Origin of the sequence: Agromyces sp. ISL-38 (genome assembly GCF_018613935.1) — a bacterium.
GTDB lineage: Bacteria > Actinomycetota > Actinomycetes > Actinomycetales > Microbacteriaceae > Agromyces.
In genome coordinates this window covers 529,010-551,214 of sequence record NZ_JAGGPF010000009.1, presented here as the reverse complement: position 1 = coordinate 551,214, position 22,205 = coordinate 529,010, and the positions used below count along the sequence as shown (strand labels likewise).

General features: G+C 68.7%; 18 protein-coding genes and 1 pseudogene. 12 read left to right on the top strand and 7 right to left on the bottom strand.

The window, feature by feature from the left end; genetic code table 11:
• The first annotated feature begins 20 nt into the window (after window positions 1–20).
• The 3 genes from J7E25_RS10085 to add all read left to right on the top strand — a co-directional run bounded on the left by J7E25_RS10085 (window position 21) and on the right by add (window position 2,959).
• Window positions 21–1,136, top strand: coding sequence for a BMP family protein (locus J7E25_RS10085; protein WP_251038905.1), 1,116 nt, complete (start codon window positions 21–23; stop codon window positions 1,134–1,136).
• 72 nt (window positions 1,137–1,208) lie between these two features.
• A complete protein-coding gene (locus J7E25_RS10080; protein WP_214869979.1) occupies window positions 1,209–1,979 on the top strand; it encodes a nucleoside phosphorylase in 771 nt (256 codons plus the stop codon).
• Between the two features lie 17 nt (window positions 1,980–1,996).
• A complete protein-coding gene (gene add, locus J7E25_RS10075; protein ID WP_214869978.1) occupies window positions 1,997–2,959 on the top strand; it encodes an adenosine deaminase in 963 nt (320 codons plus the stop codon).
• A 34-nt stretch (window positions 2,960–2,993) separates the two neighbouring features.
• Here the strand turns inward: add and J7E25_RS10070 are convergent, their stop codons facing one another.
• The 3 genes and pseudogenes from J7E25_RS10070 to J7E25_RS10060 form a co-directional block, all read right to left on the bottom strand.
• The gene (locus J7E25_RS10070; RefSeq protein ID WP_214869977.1) at window positions 2,994–3,773 is read right to left on the bottom strand and encodes a GntR family transcriptional regulator; all 780 of its coding nucleotides are present in this window, start codon (window positions 3,771–3,773) and stop codon (window positions 2,994–2,996) included.
• 238 nt (window positions 3,774–4,011) lie between these two features.
• Window positions 4,012–4,212: pseudogene (locus J7E25_RS18445) on the bottom strand (AbfB domain-containing protein); the annotation flags it as partial.
• 291 nt (window positions 4,213–4,503) lie between these two features.
• On the bottom strand, window positions 4,504–5,529 hold the full coding sequence (locus tag J7E25_RS10060) for a LacI family DNA-binding transcriptional regulator (RefSeq protein ID WP_214869976.1): 1,026 nt from the start codon (window positions 5,527–5,529) through the stop codon (window positions 4,504–4,506).
• A 275-nt stretch (window positions 5,530–5,804) separates the two neighbouring features.
• Here J7E25_RS10060 and J7E25_RS10055 point away from each other — a divergent pair, with 275 nt between their 5' ends.
• From J7E25_RS10055 to J7E25_RS10045, 3 genes are all read left to right on the top strand, one after another.
• Entirely contained in the window at window positions 5,805–7,145 is a 1,341-nt protein-coding gene (locus tag J7E25_RS10055; protein WP_214869975.1) for an ABC transporter substrate-binding protein, read from the top strand.
• A gap of 95 nt (window positions 7,146–7,240) precedes the next feature.
• Window positions 7,241–8,212, top strand: coding sequence for a carbohydrate ABC transporter permease (locus J7E25_RS10050; RefSeq protein WP_214869974.1), 972 nt, complete (start codon window positions 7,241–7,243; stop codon window positions 8,210–8,212).
• The gene (locus J7E25_RS10045) at window positions 8,209–9,195 is read left to right on the top strand and encodes a carbohydrate ABC transporter permease (protein WP_214869973.1); all 987 of its coding nucleotides are present in this window, start codon (window positions 8,209–8,211) and stop codon (window positions 9,193–9,195) included. Before J7E25_RS10050 ends, J7E25_RS10045 begins: the two co-directional genes overlap by 4 nt.
• Before the next feature lie 63 nt (window positions 9,196–9,258).
• Here the strand turns inward: J7E25_RS10045 and J7E25_RS10040 are convergent, their stop codons facing one another.
• Both J7E25_RS10040 and J7E25_RS10035 read right to left on the bottom strand, forming a co-directional pair.
• Entirely contained in the window at window positions 9,259–10,497 is a 1,239-nt protein-coding gene (locus J7E25_RS10040) for an LPXTG cell wall anchor domain-containing protein (RefSeq protein WP_214869972.1), read from the bottom strand.
• Window positions 10,498–10,690: 193 nt separating this feature from the next.
• Complete coding sequence (locus J7E25_RS10035; RefSeq protein ID WP_214869971.1) at window positions 10,691–12,214, bottom strand: LuxR C-terminal-related transcriptional regulator; 1,524 nt, start codon at window positions 12,212–12,214, stop codon at window positions 10,691–10,693.
• Between the two features lie 212 nt (window positions 12,215–12,426).
• On the opposite strand from J7E25_RS10035, the gene J7E25_RS10030 reads away from it, so the two are divergent.
• A complete protein-coding gene (locus tag J7E25_RS10030; RefSeq protein WP_214869970.1) occupies window positions 12,427–14,364 on the top strand; it encodes an ABC transporter ATP-binding protein in 1,938 nt (645 codons plus the stop codon).
• 37 nt (window positions 14,365–14,401) lie between these two features.
• Here the strand turns inward: J7E25_RS10030 and J7E25_RS18195 are convergent, their stop codons facing one another.
• A complete protein-coding gene (locus tag J7E25_RS18195) occupies window positions 14,402–15,061 on the bottom strand; it encodes a DUF305 domain-containing protein (protein ID WP_308164484.1) in 660 nt (219 codons plus the stop codon).
• Window positions 15,058–15,735 (bottom strand): DUF3105 domain-containing protein, encoded by a 678-nt coding sequence (locus J7E25_RS10020; protein WP_215008836.1) that lies wholly within the window; start codon window positions 15,733–15,735, stop codon window positions 15,058–15,060. Before J7E25_RS10020 ends, J7E25_RS18195 begins: the two co-directional genes overlap by 4 nt.
• A gap of 277 nt (window positions 15,736–16,012) precedes the next feature.
• On the opposite strand from J7E25_RS10020, the gene J7E25_RS10015 reads away from it, so the two are divergent.
• From J7E25_RS10015 to J7E25_RS09995, 5 genes are all read left to right on the top strand, one after another.
• On the top strand, window positions 16,013–17,380 hold the full coding sequence (locus J7E25_RS10015) for a cystathionine beta-synthase (protein WP_214869969.1): 1,368 nt from the start codon (window positions 16,013–16,015) through the stop codon (window positions 17,378–17,380).
• 100 nt (window positions 17,381–17,480) lie between these two features.
• Window positions 17,481–18,650, top strand: coding sequence for a cystathionine gamma-synthase (locus J7E25_RS10010; protein ID WP_214869968.1), 1,170 nt, complete (start codon window positions 17,481–17,483; stop codon window positions 18,648–18,650).
• 142 nt (window positions 18,651–18,792) lie between these two features.
• Window positions 18,793–19,584, top strand: a complete 792-nt coding sequence (locus J7E25_RS10005) for a slipin family protein (protein ID WP_214869967.1) — start codon at window positions 18,793–18,795, stop codon at window positions 19,582–19,584.
• Window positions 19,585–19,660: 76 nt separating this feature from the next.
• Window positions 19,661–21,268, top strand: coding sequence for an amino acid permease (locus tag J7E25_RS10000; RefSeq protein ID WP_308164483.1), 1,608 nt, complete (start codon window positions 19,661–19,663; stop codon window positions 21,266–21,268).
• Window positions 21,265–22,203, top strand: a complete 939-nt coding sequence (locus J7E25_RS09995; protein WP_214869965.1) for a cyclase family protein — start codon at window positions 21,265–21,267, stop codon at window positions 22,201–22,203. Before J7E25_RS10000 ends, J7E25_RS09995 begins: the two co-directional genes overlap by 4 nt.
• The last annotated feature ends 2 nt before the right edge of the window (window positions 22,204–22,205 follow it).

The window sequence follows — 22,205 nt, the reverse complement described above, 5'->3', positions numbered from 1 at the left end:
CGCCCACAGACAAGGACGTCATGATGCGAAGCAGTTCCCAACCCGCGCTCGCGACCGGCCTCACCGGCGTCACCGTCGTCGCCTCGAGCCTCCTGCTCGCGGGATGCGCCGCGGCACCCGCCGCGCCCGCAGGCGCCTCATCGGACGCGAGCAATTTCACCCCGTGCGCCGTCTCCGACATCACCGGCTTCGATGACAAGGATTTCAACCAGCTCACCTACGAGGGGGTGCAAGCCGCTGCAGATCAGCTCGGCACCGAGACCTTCACGGCTGACTCCGCTTCCGAAGACCAGTACGCCGGCAACATCCAGGGACTCGTCGAGCAGGACTGCGACCTCATCGTCACCGTTGGTTTCGCCCTCGCCAACGCCACGCGCGATGCCGCCGAGCGTTCGCCCGACGTGGACTTCGCGCTCATCGATAGCATCGTCACCGACTCCGAGGGCGCGCCGATCGAAGTCGGCAACGTCAAGCCGGTGCTGTTCGACACGGCACAGGCCGCGGCCTTGGCCGGCTATCTGGCGGCCGGGGTGTCGAAGACAGGCGCGGTCGGCACTTACGGCGGCATGCCGTTCCCCTCGGTCACCGTGTTCATGGATGGCTTCACCGACGGCGTCGCCCACTACAACGAGGTTCACAGCGCGGACGTGAAGGTGCTCGGCTGGGACAAGGCGGCCCAGAACGGGCTCTTCGTCGGCGGGTTCGATGACCAGATCAAGGCCCGCACGCTCACCTCGGGGCTACTCGATCAGGGCGTCGACGTGATCATGCCCGTCGCCGGTCGGTTGTTCGAGGCATCCGCTGCCGTCGCCGATGAGCAAGGTGCAGATCTCGCGATCATCGGCGTCAACGGCGATGTGTACGACGCCGTGCCGACGTACCGCTCGTACTGCCTGACCTCGGTGCTGAAGAATCTCACGACCGCCGCCGAAGAGGTTACCCTCGCGGCCGCCGAGGGCGACTTCTCGAGCACCCCCTACGTCGGCACTCTCGAGAACGACGGCGTCGGCATCGCGCCGACGCACGACTGGGAGTCACGGATCGATCCCGCCCTTCTCGACGAGGTCGAGGACCTGCGCCTGCAGATCATCTCGGGCGACTTCGTCGTCGAGTCGCCCTCATCGCCGAAGGCGTGACGCGCCGCGACCGAGCCCGGCGCCGCGCGTCGAAACGAACCGAACCAACGCTCCAGAAGGGGTCAGCATCAGATGACGATCAACGCCGTCGACAAGTCCAGCGCCGGAATCGGCGAACGCCAGTACCACATCGGCGTCGCGCCGGGCGAGGTCTCGACCGTGGCACTGCTGCCGGGCGACCCGTTCCGGGTGCCGATGATCGCCGAGTTCCTGAGCGACGTGCAGACCATCGCGCACCAGCGCGAGCATCTCACGATGACCGGCAGGTACAAGGGACGGCTGATCACGGCGACCTCGACCGGCATGGGGTGCCCCTCGGCCGCGATCGCGGCCGAGGAGCTGATCCGCGTCGGCGTGACATCCTTGATCCGGGTGGGGTCCTCGGCTGCGCTGCAAGCCGGGATCAAACCCGGCGACCTGCTCGTGAGCGAGGGCTCGCTCCGCAACGACGGCACGACCGCGGCGTACGCTCTGCCGGGGTATCCCGCGGTGCCCGACTTCGCGATCACCTCTGAGCTCACGAAGGTGGCCCGGGAACTCACCGCGGGCAGCGAGACGGACGTGCACGCGGGCTTCAGCGTGAGCGACGATGCGTTCTATGCAGAGACGCCGGAGTGGATCGCGCAGCTGCACGACCTCGGCATCACCAACGTCGAGATGGAGGCATCGGCGATCTTCGTCGTCGCGCGCATTCGAGGTGTGCGGGCCGGCATGATCTGCTCGACCTCGAGCAACCTCTACGACGGCACCAGCCTGTACTCGGGAGTCAAGGATGCGCTCAAGGAAGGCTGGATGCTCAGCATCGAGGCCGCGCTCGAGACCGCAGTCCGCCTCGAGCTCTGAGCCACGCCGGAGCGTCGATGCTAATCAACCTGCACAGCCATCTCGAGGGCCGGGTGCGACCGTCGACCGCGGCCGAGCTTGCGAGTGGGTTCGGTCTGCCCGAGCCGCCGGAAGGCTGGAAGCGTGCCTTCCGACTTGATCGGCCGGGGGATCTCACCGTATATCTCGCGAAGGTCGCCGCCAGCTATCCGTTCTTCCGGCGGCTCGACACGCTCGAACGCATCGCCCGCGAGGCCGTGGAGGACGCGGCGGCCGCCGGACAGGACTACCTCGAGTTGCGCTTTGGTCCTGCCACCCATGCTGACGACGAACGCGGACTGGCCGAAGTGATCGCCGCGGTCTGCCGGGGAATGGCGGCCGGCAGTGTCGCGAGCGGGATGCCGTCTGGTGCGGTGGTTGCAGCGCTGCGCCACCATGACGCCGACACCAACCTCGCGCTTGCACGAGCGGCGGCCGGGGCCGGGGTCTGTGGCTTCGATCTCGCCGGCGACGAGTCTCGATTCCCACGGCTCGACGTGCACGTGCCGGCGTTCGCTGTGGCACGGGCCGCCGGGCTCGGCATCACCTGCCATGCAGCCGAGGCCGGACCTGCCTCGGCTGTGCAGGACGCGGTCCGGCTGCTGGGCGCGACTCGGATCGGCCACGGCGCTCACCTCGTCGACGCCGCCGAGGTGCTGGCCTGGGCCGCGGCAGAGGGTGTGTTCGTCGAGGTGTGCCCGACTTCTAACTGGTACACAGGCGCGATCCCGGCGATCGCCCGCCATCCGGCGCCGACGATGCGCGAAGCGGGGGTGCGCGTGGTGCTCGGCGACGACAACCCCATGCAAACCGGAAGCGATCTCGCCGGTGAACGCGCGGTGCTCGTCGCCCAGCTCGGCTGGGGCGCCCCGGCGCTCGCGGCGCTCGACCGTGCGGGCGTCGATGCGGCCTTCCTCGAACCCGAGGTGCGCCGCGGGCTCCTCGCCCGACTCGACGACTGATTCGCCGGGTCGCTGCGAGCTGCGACGACCGGGGCTACCCGCCGCTCGACTGCCGCACCGAAAGGTGGCCGACGGATGGCGCCACCGCGACCTTGGCGAGATACGCAGGTCGGCCGTCGAGATCGGCGGTCTGCGTGAGCAGCATGACGGGATCGGCGGCCTTCAGGTCGAGCTGCCTCGCGCGGGTGGCGCCGGCCACGCTCACGCTGATGCGACAGATGCCGGAAATGAATGCGAGCCCGGTGCGATCGACGATGCGCATCAGCACGGTCGAGTCTGCCTCGGCCACGTCGGAGAGCACATCGGCGACCGCGCCCCCGAAGCCCGCACGGTCATCATCGGCCGGCAGGTACTCCTGCACGACCGCGATCGGCTCGCCGTCGCGGAACGCGATCGCCTCACGAAACCAGAATCGGGCGTCCTCAGGGACCTGGAGGTACGTCGTGACGAAGTCGGTCGCCGCCTGCCGCGTGAGTTCGACGTGACGGAACGTGATGGCCGCCCCCGGCTCGGCGAGCACGAGGTCGAATGGCCGAAACTCTTCGAGTCCTGCGTGAGGCACCGCCTCGGCGACGAATCGCCCGACGCCTCGGCGGGTGCTGATCAGTCCGTCTTCCTCGAGCAGCATGAGGGCCTCGCGAACGACCGTGCGGCTCACCCTGAGCGCGACGCCGAGCTCAGTCTCACGCGGCAGTGCTGTGCCGAGTGGGAAGACTCCGGTGCGGATCCCGTGGGCGATGCGCGAGTACACGGCCACGCGAAGGGGCTGACCGGGGGAGGTGAGCAGGGGTTGCTCGAGATAGCTGGTGCTCACCTGTGTCCCTTCATCCCGTCCGGCGCCGACGGGCGCAACAGACCCATTCTCCAAGCTCCGGCGGGTCGCGGCGTCATGCGAGACATCCGATTCGAGTCATAGCTAGGCTATCCATTCTCTACTCAGCCACATCGTGGCGTCGATGTCGTGCATTCGGCTCGGCGGCGCGCCGGGACACAGCATTCGGACGCCTCGTGCCGCACGCTCGGCAGGAGGCATTCGGCGCCTGCATTGCGTGTCAGTCGACCATTCGGAACGTCGCGTCGGCGCGGTCGAGGTCGCTCGAGACCGCGTCGAGCCGGAGGCCGTAGTTGTGGTGGCGGATGTAGCGGTCGGGGAAGTTGTGCGCCCGGAACGACGTGAATCGCGAGTGCGCGACCCCGGTGACCGGAAGGAAGCTGGAATCAGCAGCGAACTGCGTCGAGCCGTCGTTCCGGACGAGGCCGAGCGCGCCTTGGCGGGCGCCGTGCCCTTGATGCGCGGAGCTCGCCGAGCGCGCTCATCGGGCGGTTCTCCGGCGCACGGGCCCGGGGTCGCCCGAACCGTACGTCATCGGCACGAATGCCATGTGCTGCCTCCAGTCATCCGCGTTGATCACCGTGCTGAGAAAGCGCTATCTCGCCTGCCCGCACCTTTTGTAGCAGTCCATGGAGGCGCGCGCAAGCGAATCCCGGAAATCCAACGATCGCAGCTCCCTGTGACGTGAGAAAGGGGTTTCTCGAGAAGGGGTTCAATGCGGCGCAGAAGTCGTGCTCGAACGCACCACGAGCCGCGTCGGGAGGGGAGCCCCGGAATCGGGGAGCGGGTCGGCCTCTTCCCCCTCGCCGAGCAGGCGCAGCACGACGTCGACCGCCAGCCTGCCCTGCTCGCCCGGGTACTGCTCCACCGTCGTGAGACCGAACATCTCGCTGTACTCGTGGCCGTCGATGCCGATGATCGACAGTTCGCCCGGAATCGTGATGCCCAGGTGCTCGGCCGCGCGGAACGCGCCGAAGGCGACCTCGTCGGACACGGCGAAGAGCGCGGTCGGTCGCCGCCCGGGGTGGCCGAGGAGCTGCAGCGTGCCCGTGTACCCGCCGGGCATGGTCATCTCGGTCTCGTGGATGTGCGCCCGCCCGCCGGGCGCGAGCCCTGCCGCGGTCATCGCCTCGAGGAATCCGTGCCGTCGTCGCCCGTGAACGCTGTTCGGCATCGGCGCCGCACCCGTGCCCGCGAGGTGCGCGATCCTCGTGTGCCCGAGGTGCAGGAGGTGCTCGGTCGCGAGCAACCCGACCGCCCGGTCGTCGATCGTCAGGCTCGGCACGCCCGCATCGGCGCCGCCGAGCGCCACGATCGGCTTGCCGCGTTGCTCGAGCGACGCGATCTCGCGCTCGGAGAGATCGACCCCGATGGCGATGACGGCGTCGACGCGCTTCCGGGCGAGGAAGAAATCGAACACGCGCGCCCGCTCGGGCCCGTCGTCGGCCAGGTTGTAGAGCGTGAGGTCGTAGCCGGCGGCGAGCAACGCCCGCTCGATGCCCTCGAGCACCTCGCCGAAGAACCAGCGATTGACGAACGGGATGATGACGCCCACGTTCATCGAGCGGCCGGTGACGAGGCTCGCGGCGGCGGGTGAGGCGATGAAGCCGATCTCGGCAGCTGCGGCCTCGACGCGCCGGCGAGTCTCGTCGGCCACGGCGCCGCGGCCGCTCAGCGCGCGCGATGCCGTCGCCTTGGAGACGCCCGCGAGGCGCGCGACGTCGCTGATCGCGGCCATAGCGCCTCCCTTCGTCGGGCAGCTCCGTTGCAGAGTGTAGTCGCGAACGGGACATGAGTGGAACCGGTTCCGACGAGTCGACCCGCGACGGGGGGCCTCAGGCCAGTTCGTCGTGAGAGCGCTCTCCCCGCGCGACGGCCCGATTGACTCACGGATGCGGGCAGTGTCCGTTTCGTGACCATGGATATCTTGTGGCCGGGAGGCGTCCTGTCCTACGTTGGAGGCTGGAACCGGTTCCCGGCTTCCCCTGCACCACACTCAACGAGGAGAGAGATATGCGTTCAACACGGCATCGCCGTCTGCTGATACCATTCGCAGCGGCCGCAACCGTGGGCCTCGCCCTTACCGGATGCACGGGGGACGCCCCCGAGACATCCGATGCGGACTGTGGGCCCTACGAGACCTACGGCACCTTCGACGAGGGCACCGAGGTGAGCATCTACGGCACGATCAGCGACGTCGAAGCCGATCGCCTCAACGAGTCCTGGGCCGACTTCGAGTCCTGCACCGGCATCGATGTGGTCTACGAGCCCAGCAAGGAGTTCGAGACCCAGATCAACGTGCGCGCGCAGGGCGGCAACCCGCCGAACCTTGCGATCTTCCCGCAGCCCGGTCTCATGGCCGCGCAAGCGGACGCCGGATACCTCACGCCGGCGCCCGACTCGGTCGTGGCCAATGCAAAGGAATTCTGGTCCGAGGACTGGCAGAACTACGGCATCGTCGACGGCACGACCTACGGCGCGCCGCTGATGGCGAGCGTCAAGGGCTATGTCTGGTACTCGCCGTCGATGTTCGAGGAGAACGGCTGGGAGGTCCCCGAGACGCTCGACGAGCTCACCACGCTCTCCGAGGAGATCGCCGGATCCGGCACCGTCGACAAGCCATGGTGCGTCGGCTTCGCCTCCGGCGACGCCACCGGATGGCCCGGCACCGACTGGGTGGAAGACTTCGTGCTCCGGCAGGCCGGACCCGAGGTCTACGACCAGTGGGTCACCAACGAGGTGAAGTTCACCGACGAGCCGATCACGACCGCGTTCGACTCCGTCGGCGCGTTCATCCGTGAGCCGGCCATGGTGAACGGCGGCCTCGGCGACGTCAACTCGATCGCGACGACCGAGTTCGGCGACGGGGGTCTCCCGATCCTCGACGGCACGTGCGCCCTGCACCACCAGGCGACGTTCTACGAGGGCTTCTGGCCCGAGGGCACCAAGGTCGCTGAAGACGGCGACGTCTGGGCGTTCCTCCTTCCCGGCACCGAGGCCGGCGCCAACGCCGTCACCGGTGGTGGCGAGATCGTGGCCGCGTACAGCGACGCCGAAGAGGTCGCAGCCTTCCAGACGTACCTGTCGAGCGACACCTGGGCGAACATCCGGGTCAAACTCGGTGGTGTGATCAGCGCCAACAAGGGCCTCGACCCCGAGAACGCGTCCAGTGCGCTCCTGTCGAACGCCGTGTCGATCCTGCAGGACCCCGAGACGACGTTCCGATTCGACGCCTCCGACCTCATGCCGGGTGCCGTCGGCTCCGGGTCGTTCTGGAAGGGAATGGTCGACTGGATCGGCGGAAAGTCCACCGCCGACACCACGAAGTTCATCCAGGACAGCTGGCCGCAGTAGTCGTAACGCGACCACTGCTCTAGCATCAAGACCAGTGGGGCCGCGCGGCTCGCCGCGCGGCCCTGCTGCCACCCCTCAACGGAGAGGAGCTCCGCATGACGACCGCTGATCTCATCGGCAAGATCGTCCAGCTGGTTGCCGGTATCGCGGTGTTCGTCGCCGTCATCGGCCTCATCCTGTTCTTCATCGACAAGGCGCCAAAGCGCGGCCGTGACGTGCTGCAACTGCTGCTCTTCCTCCTTCCCGCGGTCATCCTGCTCGCGGTCGGACTGGTCTACCCGGCCATACTCACCGCCGTCGCCGCCTTCGCCAACAGGGCCGGGGAGTTCGTCGGGTTCGACAACTTCGTCTGGATGTTCACCCAGCCCGAAGCGCTCATCACGCTGCGCAACACGGTCATCTGGGTGCTCCTCGTGCCGACGATCTCCACGATCATCGGCCTCGCGTATGCGAACTTCATCGACCGGTCACGCGGTGAGCGCATCTACAAGTCGCTCATCTTCATGCCGTTCGCCATCTCGTTCGTCGGCGCCGGCATCATCTGGAAGTTCGTCTACGAGTTCCGTCCGGCCGGCCGCGACCAGATCGGCCTCCTCAACCAGATCCTCGTCTGGCTCGGTCAGGAGCCGGTGCTCTGGCTGCAGTCGCCACCCGCGAACACCCTGCTCCTCATCGTCGTGATGATCTGGGTGCAGACCGGATTCGCCGTGGTCGTGCTCTCCGCCGCGATCAAGGGAATTCCCGCCGAGCAACTCGAAGCCGCCGAACTCGACGGCACGAACGGCTGGCAGCGCTTCACGAACGTCACGCTCCCGGGCATCCGCGGGGCGCTCGTCGTGGTCGTCACCACGATCTCCATCGCCACGCTGAAGGTCTTCGACATCGTGCGCACCATGACGGGCGGCAACTTCGAGACGAGCGTCGTCGCGAACGAGATGTACACCCAGGCCTTCCGGGCGCTCGAGCCGGGGCGCGGTTCGGCGCTCGCGCTCGTGCTGTTCGTGCTGGTGCTGCCCATCGTCGTCTACAACGTTCGAGTGCTCCGGCAGCAGAAGGAGATCCGATGACCTACACACCGATCGAGATCCCGGTCGATTCCACGACCAAAGCCGAGCTTCGCCGCGGGTACAACGCCGACGGCACGAAAGCGACTCGCGTCAAGAAGCGACTGACCTCGCGCACGGCCACGGTCGTCTCCCTGGTCATCGCGATCATCTGGGTCATCCCGACCTTCGGCCTGCTCATCTCGTCGTTCCGGCCAGAGGAGCTCATCAAGACCACCGGCTGGTGGACGGTCTTCGAGAACTGGGGCTGGACCCTCGACAACTACAGCGAGGTGCTGTTCTCGTCGTCGTCGTCGGCGCCCCAGCTCGGGTCGTACTTCGTGAACTCGATCGCGATCACCGTGCCCGTGGTCGTGTTCGCGACGGTGCTCGCCGCGATGGCGGCCTACGCACTGGCGTGGATCCCGTTCAAGGGCGCGAGCATCCTCTTCATCGCGATCTTCGCGCTGCAGATCGTGCCGCTGCAGATGGCGCTCATCCCGCTGCTGCAGATGTTCACGACGTGGCTGCTGCCGATCCAGCGGGCGATCCACGACGTGATCCCCATCATTCCCGACCAGAGCTACATCCAGGTCTGGATCGCGCACACGATCTTCGGCCTCCCGCTCGCGATCTTCCTGCTGCACAACTTCATCTCGGACATCCCGAACGAGCTCGTCGAGGCAGCACGCGTCGACGGCGCCAACCACGGGCAGATCTTCCTGCGGATCATCCTCCCGCTCTCGGTGCCGATCCTCGCGTCGTTCGCCATCTTCCAGTTCCTCTGGGTCTGGAACGACCTGCTCGTCGCCCTCGTCTTCTCAGGTGGCACCGCGGATGTCGCACCGCTGACCCAGCGATTGGCGGAGCTGACCGGAAACCGCGGTCAGGAGTGGCAGCGCCTCACGGCCGCCGCCTTCATCTCCCTGATCATTCCGCTCATCGTGTTCTTCAGCCTGCAGCGCTACTTCGTGCGCGGCCTGCTCGCCGGCTCGACGAAGGGGTAGTTCCTCCAGACAGAGTGATGGCGGGTGCCCGTGAGGGCACCCGCCATCGTTGCAGGATCTCGACTACTCAGAGCGCGAGGTTCCCCAGCGGCGGCGGTTCGCTGCAATCAGCGCCGCCCCGCCCATCAGCAGCATGATCATGCCACCTGCCATGAGCGGCCCAGCCGTCTCGGTGCCCGTCGCTGCGAGCGTCTTCACGGGAACCACGGGTGCCGGTGCCGGCGGTGCTGCCGGGCAGGCGCCGATCGTGAAGGCCTGCTCAGCGAGCACCACGAACGGATCGTTCTCCGCGAGCTGGAACGTGTAGTTGCCCGGCGGCAGCGCGATCGAGCCTCCGGCCGTTCCAGTCAGACCGCTGACCAGTTGGCTGTGGGCGGTCCCGCCTTGCGAGTTGAGGACCGTCACCCGGTAGGTGGCGTTCTGCAGTGATGCGAGCGAGTACGTCACGGTTCCGGTGCCACCGTGGACCGGGCACGCGTTGGACGTGAGCGAGAGCACCGGGGGGGCCGGGGGGGCCGGAGGCGGGATCTTGCAGTCGTTCGCGAAGATCGCCTGTCCTTCGGCAGACCAGTTCAGGCCAGGGAAGGATCCACCATCGTACGTGAACGGCGGGATGATGTCTCCCCACTCCTCCTCGATGCCGGGGAACCAGATCGGTCCGTCGTGATCGGCGTGTCCTGAGACATCGCCGTCCGCAGCCGGCTCATTGATCACGTACGGGTTCTGGTGCGACCCCGTGGAGTGACAGATCTCGACCTTGTCGACTTCCACATTCGGGTCAGGCGGTACGAGGAACAGCTCGACCGGACCGTCGAGCTCCTCGGCCTTCTTGGAGCTTTCCTCCTCGGCTGCCTTATTGGCGTTCTCCGCTTCGGTTGCTTGCAACGCGGCGGCCGCGGCGGCGGCGGCCTCGTCGGCTGCCTTCTTGGCGTTCTCCGCTTCGGTTGCTTGCAACGCGGCGGCCGCGGCGGCGGCGGCCTCGTCGGCTGCCTTCTTGGCGTTCTCCTCCTCGGTTGCTTGCAACGCGGCGGCCGCGGCGGCGGCGGCCTCGTCGGCTGCCTTCTTGGCGTTCTCCTCCCCGGCGCCTTGCAACGCTGCGGTGGCGGCCGCAGGCGGGGTGGCCTCATCGGCCGCTGCGGGTGAGGCCACCAAGGCACTCATGCCGCCGACGGCAAGGGCTGAAATGGCGATGGCGGCGAGTGTTCGCCGCCACCTCTGACGGTCTTCGGTCGTCGTCTGATTGTCTTGGAACGATTCGGGTCGTCCCTCATGTCGCTCAGCGAGACCCTTGCGTGAATGCATCGGTGTCCCCCTCCTTCTGACAGGATCGATGGCTCGGGTGGCCATACTGGGCTCATGCAAGCACCACCCGACGGGTGACCTGTGAGAGCTTCGAATGGTGACCGGGGGGTGAACCTGTGATGATCCTGAACGGGTGAACCGAAAGTTCCGAGCGCGCGAGCCCGCCGAAACAGCGCGGTGGGCGCGAGACGTGTCAGCCGATGATTCCGAGGGTACGCGCGCGCTGCACCGCGCCGTCCCGGGTGGTCACTCCGAGCTTGCGGTAGATGCTGCGCAGCTGCGTCTTCACGGTGTTAGGCGACACCGAGAGCTCGAAGGAGATGCGCTGCTGCGTGTCGCCCTCGACGAGTCGCTCGAGCACGATGTGCTCCCGCGGGCTCAGCACGGCAGCGCCATCCGCGTGATCGTCGGTGAGCCTCGCAGAGATCTGCTCGAGCATCCGCCGCACGTGCTGCGGCTGCGTCATGCTCTTGGCCCGCTCGACGAGCTGGGTGAGATGCTGTCGTGGCAGGAAGCCGAACGGTCGCACGAGCCCGGCAGAGGAGGCGAGCAGGAGGGCGCGCGCGAAGAGCGTGTCGGCGGTCTTGATGTCACCGAGCAGGTCGTGCGCGGCCGCGTTCGCGAGGTTCGCGAGCGTCGCCGTGCGGGGCGCATGCGTGTCGCCCATCGCGAGGCACGGGGTGGTGAGCTCGATCGCACCGGCGTAGTCGCCCGTGTCGAGCGCGATTCGCGCCGACCAGGCAGCGGGGCACCGGGAGTGGGTGGCATCCGGTTCGAGTCGTGTGAGCTGCGCGCGTGCGGTCGCCGTCTCCTGGTGCCGCACGAGGAGCCCCACTCGCCCGTAGTCGTGCAGCGTGCGGGGAAAGCTCGGCGACTCCCAGTCGCGGATCACGAGCTGCAACTCCTGCAGGTCGTCCATCGCCTCGTCGTCGGCGCCGACGGACTCGTGGAAGACGCTGGTCACGGCGAGCACGAGCGGTTCGTACTCGGTGCCGGCGGTGTCCCGGGCGAGTTCGGCGAGGCGATCGCCCACGCCCTCGAGTTGTCCGCGCTCGATGGCCAGGGAGGCCTGCGCGAGCCTCGCGGGTGCCGTGCACGGCTCGTTCCCGAGTTCGGCGGATCGGGCGATGTCGAGCGCTCGGGTGATGGTCGCCTCGGCGTCGCGGAGACTGCCGGTGCGCAGTTCGATGAGCGCGGTGCATCCGTATCCCTCGGCGAGCAGGGCGGGCGCGGTGCGGTCGCCGGCCAGACGCAGGCCGCGCACGAGCGTTCTGCGTGCCGAGTCGAGGTCGCCTCGCTGCAGCTCGCAGAAGCCCTCGTGCATGACGACGAGGGCACTCAGTTCGATCCGGTCGCTGAACGAGAGCTCGGCCGTTGCGAGCGAGGCGCTGGCCGTTCGCAGGAGGCTGCGCGCCGCGGAGTGGCGCCCGAGCTCGCGCATCGTGACCGACCGCAGCACCGAGGCGAGCACGCCGAAACCCGGGTCGGCGGCGCCATCCGCCAGCAGCGCGTCGGCAGCGTCGAGGTACGGCTCGGCTGCATACGGGTTCGATGCCCCGGCGGCGCGGAAGCCGCCCGCGAGTGCGAGCAGCTTCGCGGGGTCACGGGACCAGGACTGCTCAGGTTCCGCACTGATGCGCGTGCGCAGGGCCGATCCGCATTCGCGGGCGATCGTTCGCCATGAGATCCCAGAGGGGTCTTCGGGTGACTCCTGCATGGGCCTCCTTACCGGGGAGGCGTCGTCGGTGAACCTCGGATGGCTCTCTGACGAAACGGGTATGAGTTACGGGTGATCGGGGGCGGGCTGTCGCCGTGTCGAGATTTCTTCGGGTTCTGCCCAAGCTACTCCCGTCACGCGGAGAGCGAACGGCCCCATTCGGGGTACTTTCCCCCGGCCGTCACCCTCGTTCACCGGCTTAGGGTGAATCCATGAGCAATGTCGACGGGCGTGGCGGCGGCGGCCGCGGCGGCGGTGCCGCGACGCATGGCCCGGGCGGCCCGGGCGGCGGTGGCGTCCCCGGCGGCGGACGCCGGATCGGCTCGGCCGACGAAGAGGCGCAGCGCGCGGCCAACGCCGAAGCGCCGAAGATCCCGAACCTGCTGCGCCGCATCAGCGAGCTGTTCGCCCCGCACAAGGTCGCGCTCATCACCACGGGCGTCCTCGTGCTCGTGGGCGCGGCGCTCAGCGTCGTTCCGCCGCTCCTCACACAGCGCGCCTTCGACGACGGGCTGTTCCCCGAGGGCGGCCCGAACGTGCCGGTGCTCACGGGCCTCGTCACCGCGATGATCAGCGTGTACATCGTCTCGGCGCTGCTCGGAGTGTGGCAGACCTGGCTCACCGCGACGATCGGCAACAAGGTGATGGGGGCGCTGCGCGTGCGCCTGTTCACGCACCTGCAGTCGATGGAGCTCAGCTTCTTCACGCGCACGAAGACGGGCGTCATCCAGTCCCGCCTGCAGAACGACGTCGGCGGGGTCGCCAGCGTGCTGACGAACACCGTCTCGAGCGTGCTCGGCAACACCGTCACGGTGATCTCGGCGTTCGTCGCGATGGTGATCCTGAACTGGCAGCTCACGGTGATCGCGCTCGTGCTCATGCCCATCATGGTGATCGCGCAGCGTCGCGTGGGGCAGGTGCGGGCGCGCATCGCAGGCAAGACCCAGGAGTCGCTCTCCGAGATGACGGCGATCACGCAGGAGACTCTCTCGGTCTCGGGCATCCTGCTCTCGAAGAGCTTCACCCGGCAGGGCAGCGAGATCGATCGTTATGCCGGCGAGAACCGCAACCAGATCGCCCTGCAGGTCAGGCAGCAGATGACCGGCCAGTGGTTCTTCGCGATGGTGAACATCTTCATGTCGTCGATCCCGGCGATCGTCTACCTGGTAGCGGGCTGGCTCATCACGGGCGGGGCAGCGGATGTCACGGCGGGAACGATCGTCGCGTTCACGACCGTGCAGGCTCGACTCCTCTTCCCCCTCATGGGCCTCATGCGCGTCGCGCTCGACCTGCAGACGTCGAGCGCGCTCTTCGCGCGGATCTTCGAGTACCTCGACCTGAAGCCGGCGATCATCGACCGCCCCGACGCCCGCGAGGTTCCCGCCGACGGATCGCTCGGGCGCGTCGAGTTCCACGACGTCAGCTTCCGCTACCCCGACACCGATGGCGACTCGCGTCCGACCCTCGACAGCGTGAGCTTCGCGATCGAGCCCGGCCAGTTCGCGGCGTTCGTCGGACCGAGCGGAGCCGGCAAGACGACGGTCTCCTACCTCGTGCCGCGGCTGTACGAGGCATCCGCCGGCTCGGTGCGCTTCGCCGGGGTCGATGTGCGAGAGCTCCGCCAGGAGTCGCTCATCTCGAACATCGGCATCGTGAGCCAGGAGACCTACCTCTTCCACGCCACGATCGGCGAGAACCTGCGCTACGCGAAGCCCGACGCGACCGACGCCGAGGTCGAGGCCGCCGCGCGGGCCGCCAATATCCACGAGACCATCGCCTCGTTCCCCGACGGCTACGACACCGTGGTGGGCGAACGCGGATACCGGCTCTCGGGCGGCGAGAAGCAGCGCATCGCGATCGCCCGAGTGATGCTGAAGGATCCCGCGGTGCTCGTGCTCGACGAGGCGACGAGCGCGCTCGACACGATCTCGGAGCGCGTCGTGCAAGAGGCGCTCGACGACGCCGCGCGCGGGCGCACGACCATCGCGATCGCGCACCGCCTGTCGACGGTCGTGGCCGCCGACGTGATCTTCGTCATCGCCGGAGGCAGGATCGTCGAACGGGGTACGCACGCCGAGCTCGTGGGGGCCGAGGGCGTCTACGCCTCGCTCTACCGCCAGCAGGCCGAGCGACCAGTGCTCGAGACCTGAGTCCCGCGCTGGGGCAGTGAGGAGCGCCCGGCGAGGCTCAGCTGCGCTCGTGGAGCATGGCCTCCATGAGTTCGATCTCGGAGGTCTGGCTGGCGACGATCGAGGTCGCGAGATTCACCACCACGTCGCGCGAGGAGCGCGCGAGCACGGCCTCGGCCATCTCGACCGCGCCCTGGTGATGCACGATCATCAGCTCGAGGAACCGGCGTTCGGCGTCGACGCCGGTCGACGCGCGAAGCTCCTCGATCTGCGCCGGGGTCGCAAGTCCGGGCATCGGTGCGCCGGCCGGGTGCGTCGCCGCATGCGAGTCGTGCTCTTGGCCCTCGGCGGGTCGCGACATCCAGGTCATCGACGACGCTCCGCCGGCTTGCGACAGGCCCCATGTGCTGAGCCAGCCGTACATCTGCCCGGCCTGCTGCGACTGGGTCGTCGCGATGTCGTAGGCGAGCAGCCGCACCTCAGGGTCGTCGGTGGCGTCGCGCACGATCATCGCGAGCTCGACGCCCTGCAGGTGATGCACCTGCATGTCGCGAGCGAACCCGGCTTCGGCGCTCGAGTCGACGGGTGTCGGGTCGGCGAGGGTCGAGAGCCGGCCGATCGAGAAGGCCACGATCGCCACGACGGCGAGGGCGACGGATGCCGCGACGAGCACGGCCACGCGAGCGCCCCGGCCCGCGCGGCCCGCGGGTTCGGTCACGCCTTGCCGGGCCCGTCGATGCCGCCCGTGCAGAGGGCGCCGGGCTCGGGCACGTTCTGGCTCTTCCAATACTCCTCGAAGAACGCGGCGATGCGCTCGTCGTCGGCATCTTCGACCTGCAGCTGGGTGTTCCAGCCGCTCAGCACGATCGGCGAGGGCAGGCCCTCGAACGGCGAGAGGATCACGTAGGTCGACGGCAGCTTCGCGCGCAGCGCGGCAAGCTCGTCGTCGGCGAGCGACGGGTCGTAGGTGACCCAGATCGCGCCATGCTCCATCGAGTGCACGGCGTTCTCGTTCGGCACGGGCTCGGTGTAGATGCCGCAGTTCAGCCACACCTGGTTGTGCTCGCCGCCGGTCGGCGGTGTCTGCGGGTAGTCGACGACCCCCTCGACGTGCGCCGACTCGTTCTCGAAGGTCTGAACACCCTCGACCTCGGCGCCCGTGCCGCCGGCGCTGTAGGCGGCGGGCTGCGGCGTGAGCACGATCGACGTCACGAGCAACGCGACGACGGCGAGTCCGCCGACGATCGCGGCCCCGATGCCGATGCGACGGTTGCGCTTCGAGCGCTCCTCGCGCTTGCGGTACTCCTCGAGCTTCTTCGCGCGCTGTTCGGCGCGCTGCTGCTTGACGCTGAGGTTCTTGGCGGACGGGGGAACGGGCGGGGTCGCGCTCACGCGGAGGCCTCTCTCGATCGTGGGGATGCAACCATACGAACGTATGCCACCTCGAATCTCCTCCGCGACGGGCTTTCTTCACAGTGCATTCCCAGTCGCCCGGCCGTTCCGGGTCGAGTGACAGCGCGCGGGCCCCGCGACTAGAGTTGGCGGCGTGGTCCTCTCGCTGTGTTGTCGCTGACGCCGAAGTCGCCCGACCCCGCACGCCCGACCGCTCGCCCGTATCCGCCACGCCGCCGGATGGGCGGCGCGCGAGTCGACTACCGAAGGACACCGCATGAAGTACGCAGAGACCATCGTCGACCTGGTCGGCGACACCCCGCTCGTGAAGCTCCATCGGGTGACCGAGGGGGTCACGGATGCCACGGTGCTCGTGAAGCTCGAATACTTCAACCCCGGCGGCTCCTCGAAAGACCGCATCGCCGAGCGCATCATCGACGCGGCCGAGGCGGAGGGCAAGCTGAAGCCCGGCGGCACGATCGTCGAGCCCACCTCGGGCAACACCGGCGTGGGTCTCGCGCTCGTCGCGCAGCAGCGCGGCTACCGTTGCGTGTTCGTGTGCCCCGACAAGGTCGGTGAAGACAAGCGCAACGTGCTCACGGCCTATGGCGCCGAGGTCGTCGTGACGCCCTCGGCGGTCGCGCCCGACAGCCCCGAGTCCTATTACGGGGTCTCCGACCGGCTCGCGCGCGAGATTCCCGGCGCATTCAAGCCCGACCAGTACTCCAACCCCAACGGCCCGCGCTCGCACTACGAGACCACCGGACCAGAGATCTGGCGCGACACCGACGGCAAGGTCACGCACTTCGTCGCCGGCGTCGGCACGGGCGGCACGATCACCGGCGCCGGGCGCTACCTGCGCGAGGTGTCGGGCGACTCGGTGCGCATCATCGGCGCCGACCCCGAGGGCTCCGTCTACTCGGGCGGCACCGGTCGGCCCTACCTCGTCGAGGGCGTCGGCGAGGACTTCTGGCCGGCGGCCTACGACCCCACCGTGCCGCACGAGATCATCGCGGTCAGCGACGCCGAGTCGTTCGAGATGACGCGTCGCCTCGCACGCGAGGAGGGCATCCTCGTGGGCGGCTCGAGCGGCATGGCCGTGGTCGCGGCGCTCAAGGCCGCCGCATCCGCTGGGCCCGACGATGTCTTCGTGGTGCTGCTGCCCGACGGCGGCCGCGGCTACCTCGGCAAGATCTTCAACGACAAGTGGCTGCGCGCCTACGGCTTCTCGAACGCCCCCGCAGGGCACACGATCGCACAGCTCCTCGGCGCCAAGGCCGATCGGATGCCGCCACTCGTCTACGTGCACCCGAACGACACGATCCGCGAGGCCATCGACACGATGACCGCGTCGGGGGTCTCGCAACTGCTCGTGCTGTCGGCGGAGCCGCCCGTCGTGCTCGGCGAGATCGCCGGCGCGCTGCATGAGGAGGAGCTGCTCGAGCTCGTCTTCTCGGGGCAGGCGAAGCTCACCGACAAGGTGTCGAGCGTCGTGGGGGAGCCGCTGCCGCTCATCGGCGTGAACGAGCCCGTCGCCGCGGCGCGCAGCGCCTTCACGACGACGCCCGCGATGCTCGTCACCGACGGCGGCAAGGCGCTCGGCGTCATCACCCGCTCCGACCTGCTCACCTACCTCTCGGCCTGACCGAGTTTCAGAATTCAGGAACGGATGCCGCTCGCCGCTCGATTCACCCGCTGAATCAACCTTCCAAGCTTCACAACTGACGAGAAAGTGACGACAACGCATGACCGCTCCTGAATTCTGGAAGGGGTTCGACACCCGCGCGATCCACGCGGGGCAGGAGTTCGACCCCACGACCGGCGCGGTGATCCCGCCCGTCTACCTGACCTCCACGTATGTGCAAGACGGCATCGGCGGGCTCCGCGGCGGCTACGAGTACTCACGCGGCGGCAACCCCACGCGCACGGCGCTCGAGACCCAGCTCGCCGCGCTCGAGGGCGGCGCGCATGGGCTCTCGTTCGCGTCGGGCCTCGCCGCCGAAGACGCGCTGCTGCGCACCGTGCTCGTGCCGGGCGATCACGTCGTCATCGGCAACGACGTGTACGGCGGCACGCACCGGCTCGTCCGCAAGATCTTCGGCGCATGGGGCATCCGTCACACGACCGTCGACACGAGCGACCTCGGCGCCGTGCGCGACGCGATCGAGCTCGGCACCACGAAGGTGCTCTGGGTCGAGACGCCGTCGAACCCGCTCATGAAGATCTCCGACATCGCCGCGCTCGCCGAGCTCGGCTCCGAAGCGGGGGTGCTCGTCGTCGTCGACAACACGTTCGCGTCGCCGGCGCTGCAGCAGCCGCTCGCGCTCGGCGCCGACGTCGTCGTTCACTCCACGACGAAGTACCTGGGCGGCCACTCCGACATCATCGGCGGCGGCCTCGTCTTCGGCGTAGGGCAGGACGAGCTCGCCGAGCGCGTGACCTTCACGCAGTTCGCCGCAGGTGCGGTCTCCAGCCCGTTCGACGCGTTCCTCACCTCGCGCGGCATCAAGACCCTCGGCATCAGGATGCAACGGCACAGCCAGAACGCGCTCGCGATCGCGCGGCGACTCGAGGAGCACGCCGGCATCGAGCACGTCTACTACCCGGGCCTCGAGTCGCACCCCGGGCACGAGCTCGCCGGGCGGCAGATGTCGGGCTTCGGCGGCATGATCTCGATCGCGCTCGCGGGCGGCGGCGAGGCCGCGCGCAGGTTCGCCGAGTCGACCGAGGTGTTCCAGCTCGCCGAGTCGCTCGGCGGCGTGGAGTCACTCGTGAACTACCCCGCGGAGATGACGCACGCGTCGGTGCGCGGCACCGAGGCCGAGGTGCCGGAGTCGGTCGTGCGCCTCTCGGTGGGCATCGAAGACGTCGACGACCTGCTCGACGACATCGATCGCGCGCTCGAGCGGCTCTAGCCGCCCGGTGATCGAGTAGCGCCGCGCGCAGCGCGGCGCTACTCGACCACCGGGGTACACGCTGAGCGGCGCTACTCGACCACCGCGGTGGGAGAATGGGAGTGGCGTACGGCACGTCACCGGCGCCCGGGAGGTGGGTCCGATGACGGCCCTCATCGTCACCCTGATCATCGTCGGCGTGCTCGCGATCGTGCTGTTCTTCATGTCGGTCCGCATCGTCAGGCAATACGAGCGAGGCGTGGTGCTGCGCTTCGGCCGATTGCACAACGTGCGTGAGCCCGGCATCCGCTTCATCATTCCCATCGTCGACGTGATGATCAAGGTGTCGCTGCGCATCGTCACGCTGCCGATCCAGTCGCAGGGGATCATCACTCGTGACAATGTCAGCGTCGGCGTCTCCGCGGTCGCGTACTACCGGATCGTGGATCCGGTGAAGTCGGTGATCGCGATCGAGAACGTGAAGTCGGCGATCGACCAGATCGCGCAGACCACGCTCCGCAAGGTCGTCGGCCAGCACCACCTCGACGAGACGCTCGCCGAGACCGCGAAGCTCAATGCGGACATCAAGCAGTTCCTCGAGTTGATCACCGCGGAGTGGGGCGCCGAGGTGACGCTCGTCGAGCTGAAGGACATCCTGCTGCCCGACTCGATGAAGCGCGCCATGGCAAAGCAGGCCGAGGCGGAGCGCGAGAAGCGGGCGAAGATCATCGCCGCCGAGGGCGAGGCGCTCGCGGCGTCGCAGCTCGGTGTCGCGAGCGACACGATGATGGCGCATCCGCTCGCCCTGCAGCTGCGCACGCTGCAGACGCTCGTCGAGGTCGGGGTCGACAAGAACACCCTCGTGCTCTTCCCCGCGCCGCTCATGACCTCGATCGGGGAGCTCACGAACTTCCTCGACCGTGAGGCCGCGGTGGCGCAGGTTCGCGGGCATTGACAGACTGGCAGGATTTCGACGAACACTGTCAATCCTGCCATCGCCGCATGTCCGAGGGATGCGGCAGAGTGAGCGGGTGACCTCGAATCAGCCCGCCACCGCCACCGCGACCGCCGCCGCGACGGCTACCGACGGCGGCGGCGCGAAGACGCACGGCGGCACCCTCGGCCTCGGCCAGGGCACGGCGCTCTACATCGGAAGCGTGCTCGGCACCGGCATCCTCGTGCTGCCCGGGCTCGCGGCCGCCGCGGCCGGCCCGGCGTCGATCCTCGCGGTGGCTGCCGTGCTCGTGCTGTCCATCCCACTTGCCGGCACCTTCGCGGCACTTGCCGCGCGCTATCCCGATGCCGGGGGCGTGGCGAGCTTCGTGCGGCGTGCCCTCGGCGGCACCGCTGCGCGCATGACCGGATACTGGTTCTACTTCGGCGTATGCGTGGGCGCACCGGTGCTCGCGATCCTCGGCGGCGAGTACGTGGTCGCAGTGCTGGGTGTCGACCGTTCCGCCGTGCCGATCATCGGCTTCGCGGTCTTCGTGCCGCCGTTCATCGCGAACTGGTTCGGCGTGCGCGTGGCCGGATGGGTGCAGTTCGTGCTCACGGGCCTGCTGCTCGCGGTCGTCGTCGGAGTCGTGGCCGTCACCTTCCCGGCGGTCGAAACGTCGAACTTCCAGCCGTTCCTGCCGAACGGCTGGACCGGTGTCGGCCTCGCGATCAGCCTGTTCGTCTGGGCCTTCGCCGGCTGGGAGGTCGGCACCCACATCGCGGGCGAGTTCAAGAATCCACGGCGCACCATCCCGCTCGCCACGGGAATCGCCATCGTCGTCGTCGGCGCCGGTTACCTCGCGTTGCAGTTCGTCACCGTGGCCGTGCTCGGCGACCGTGCCGGCGACGGGCAGGCCCCGCTCGTCGACCTCGTCGAGACCACGATGCCCGGTGTCGGGCCGGTGCTCATCGCGATCGTCGCCGCGATCGTCACGTTCGGCGTGATGAACGCCTACCTGCCGGCCTTCGGCAAGCTCGGGGCCGCGCTCGGCCGTGACGGCGACCTGCCCCGGTTCTTCGCGAAGGGCGCTGCCGACGGCGAGATCCCGCGTCGTGCGCTCGCGCTCACGGGCGTGCTCATCACCGTGTACTTCGGCCTCATGCTGCTGAACGACCTCGACCTCACGGGCTTCATCCTCATCCACACGAGCAACATGGTCGCGATCTACGCCCTCGGCATGCTCGCGGCCACGCTCCTGCTGCGCCGCTGGAGCCTCGGCTGGTGGCTCGCCGTGGTCGCCACCATCATGACCGCCGGCCTCCTCGTGCTCGCCTGGGCGAACCTCGTGGTGCCGCTCGTGCTCGCCGTCGCGGCCGTGATCGTGTCGCTCGTGCGCCGCGTCCGCAGGGGCGGCAGTGGGCGAGCGGATGCCTCGAGCGATGCGTCCTCGATCGCGGCTCCGTCTGAACGCGCCACCGCGGGTAATCTCGATACGCGTCGCGCTTCGCGCGGCGCTACTCGATCACCGGATGCGGCCGCTTCGCGCGGCGCTACTCGATCACCGGGGGCGGCCGCTTCGCGCGGCGCTACTCGATCACCGGGGGCGCGCGGCGCTGCTCGATCACCCGACGTGACCGTGCTCGCGGGCGCCACCTCCGCCACACCTGCCGCAGCATCCGCCACCCCAGAGGAGACCGAGTGACCGAGTACCGCGCCCGTTTCGACGCCGAGATCGAGTTCGTGAACGGGGGCGGGCTGCGCGCCCACGGCTTCCGCCTCGACCTGCCGTCGGCGAGCGTCACCGAGGCCGAGATCGCCGAGCTCCTCGTGCGCCATCTCGGGCTCGCGCTCGTGGGCCGCGTCGAGCTCGCGAACCTCGAGATCGTCGAGGAGGCGCACCGTGGTTCGCGCGGCGTGGCCGGCGACGCGGGCGCCGCAGCCGCGGCATCTGCTGTGCCAGCCGCCCGGCGCGGCGAACTCGTCGACCTCAGCCACACGATCCGCGCAGGGCTCGTCACCTATCCCGGCCTGCCCTCGCCCACGATCACGCCGCACCTCACCCGTGAGGCGTCGCGCAGCGTCTACGCGCCCGGCACCGAGTTCGCGATGGACATCATCACGATGATCGGCAACACCGGCACCTACCTCGACAGCCCGTTCCACCGCTACGAGGGCGGCGGCGACCTCGCGAGCCTCGAGCTCGACACGCTCGTGGGCGTTCCCGCCGAGGTCTTCCGGCTGACGGATGCAGCGAGCCGCGGCATCCCGGCCGAGGTCTTCTTCGATCGTGAGCTCGCCGGCACGGCCGTGCTGCTGCACACCGGCTGGAGCCGCCACTTCGACCGCCCCGAGTATCTGCACGGGTCGCCGTTCCTCACCGAGGCGGGCGCGCGGCACCTCGCCGACGCGGGCGTGCTCATCGTGGGCATCGACGCGCTCAACATCGACGACACCGAGAGCGGCGGCGAGCGGCCTGCGCACTCGATCCTGCTCGAGGCCGGCATCCACGTCGTGGAGCACCTCACCGCGCTCGATCAGGTGCCCGTGCGGGGCGCGACCTTCACGGCGGTGCCGCCGCGGATCGAGGGCTTCGGCACGTTCCCGGTGCGGGCGTTCGCGGAGGTTCCCGCGTCCTAGCC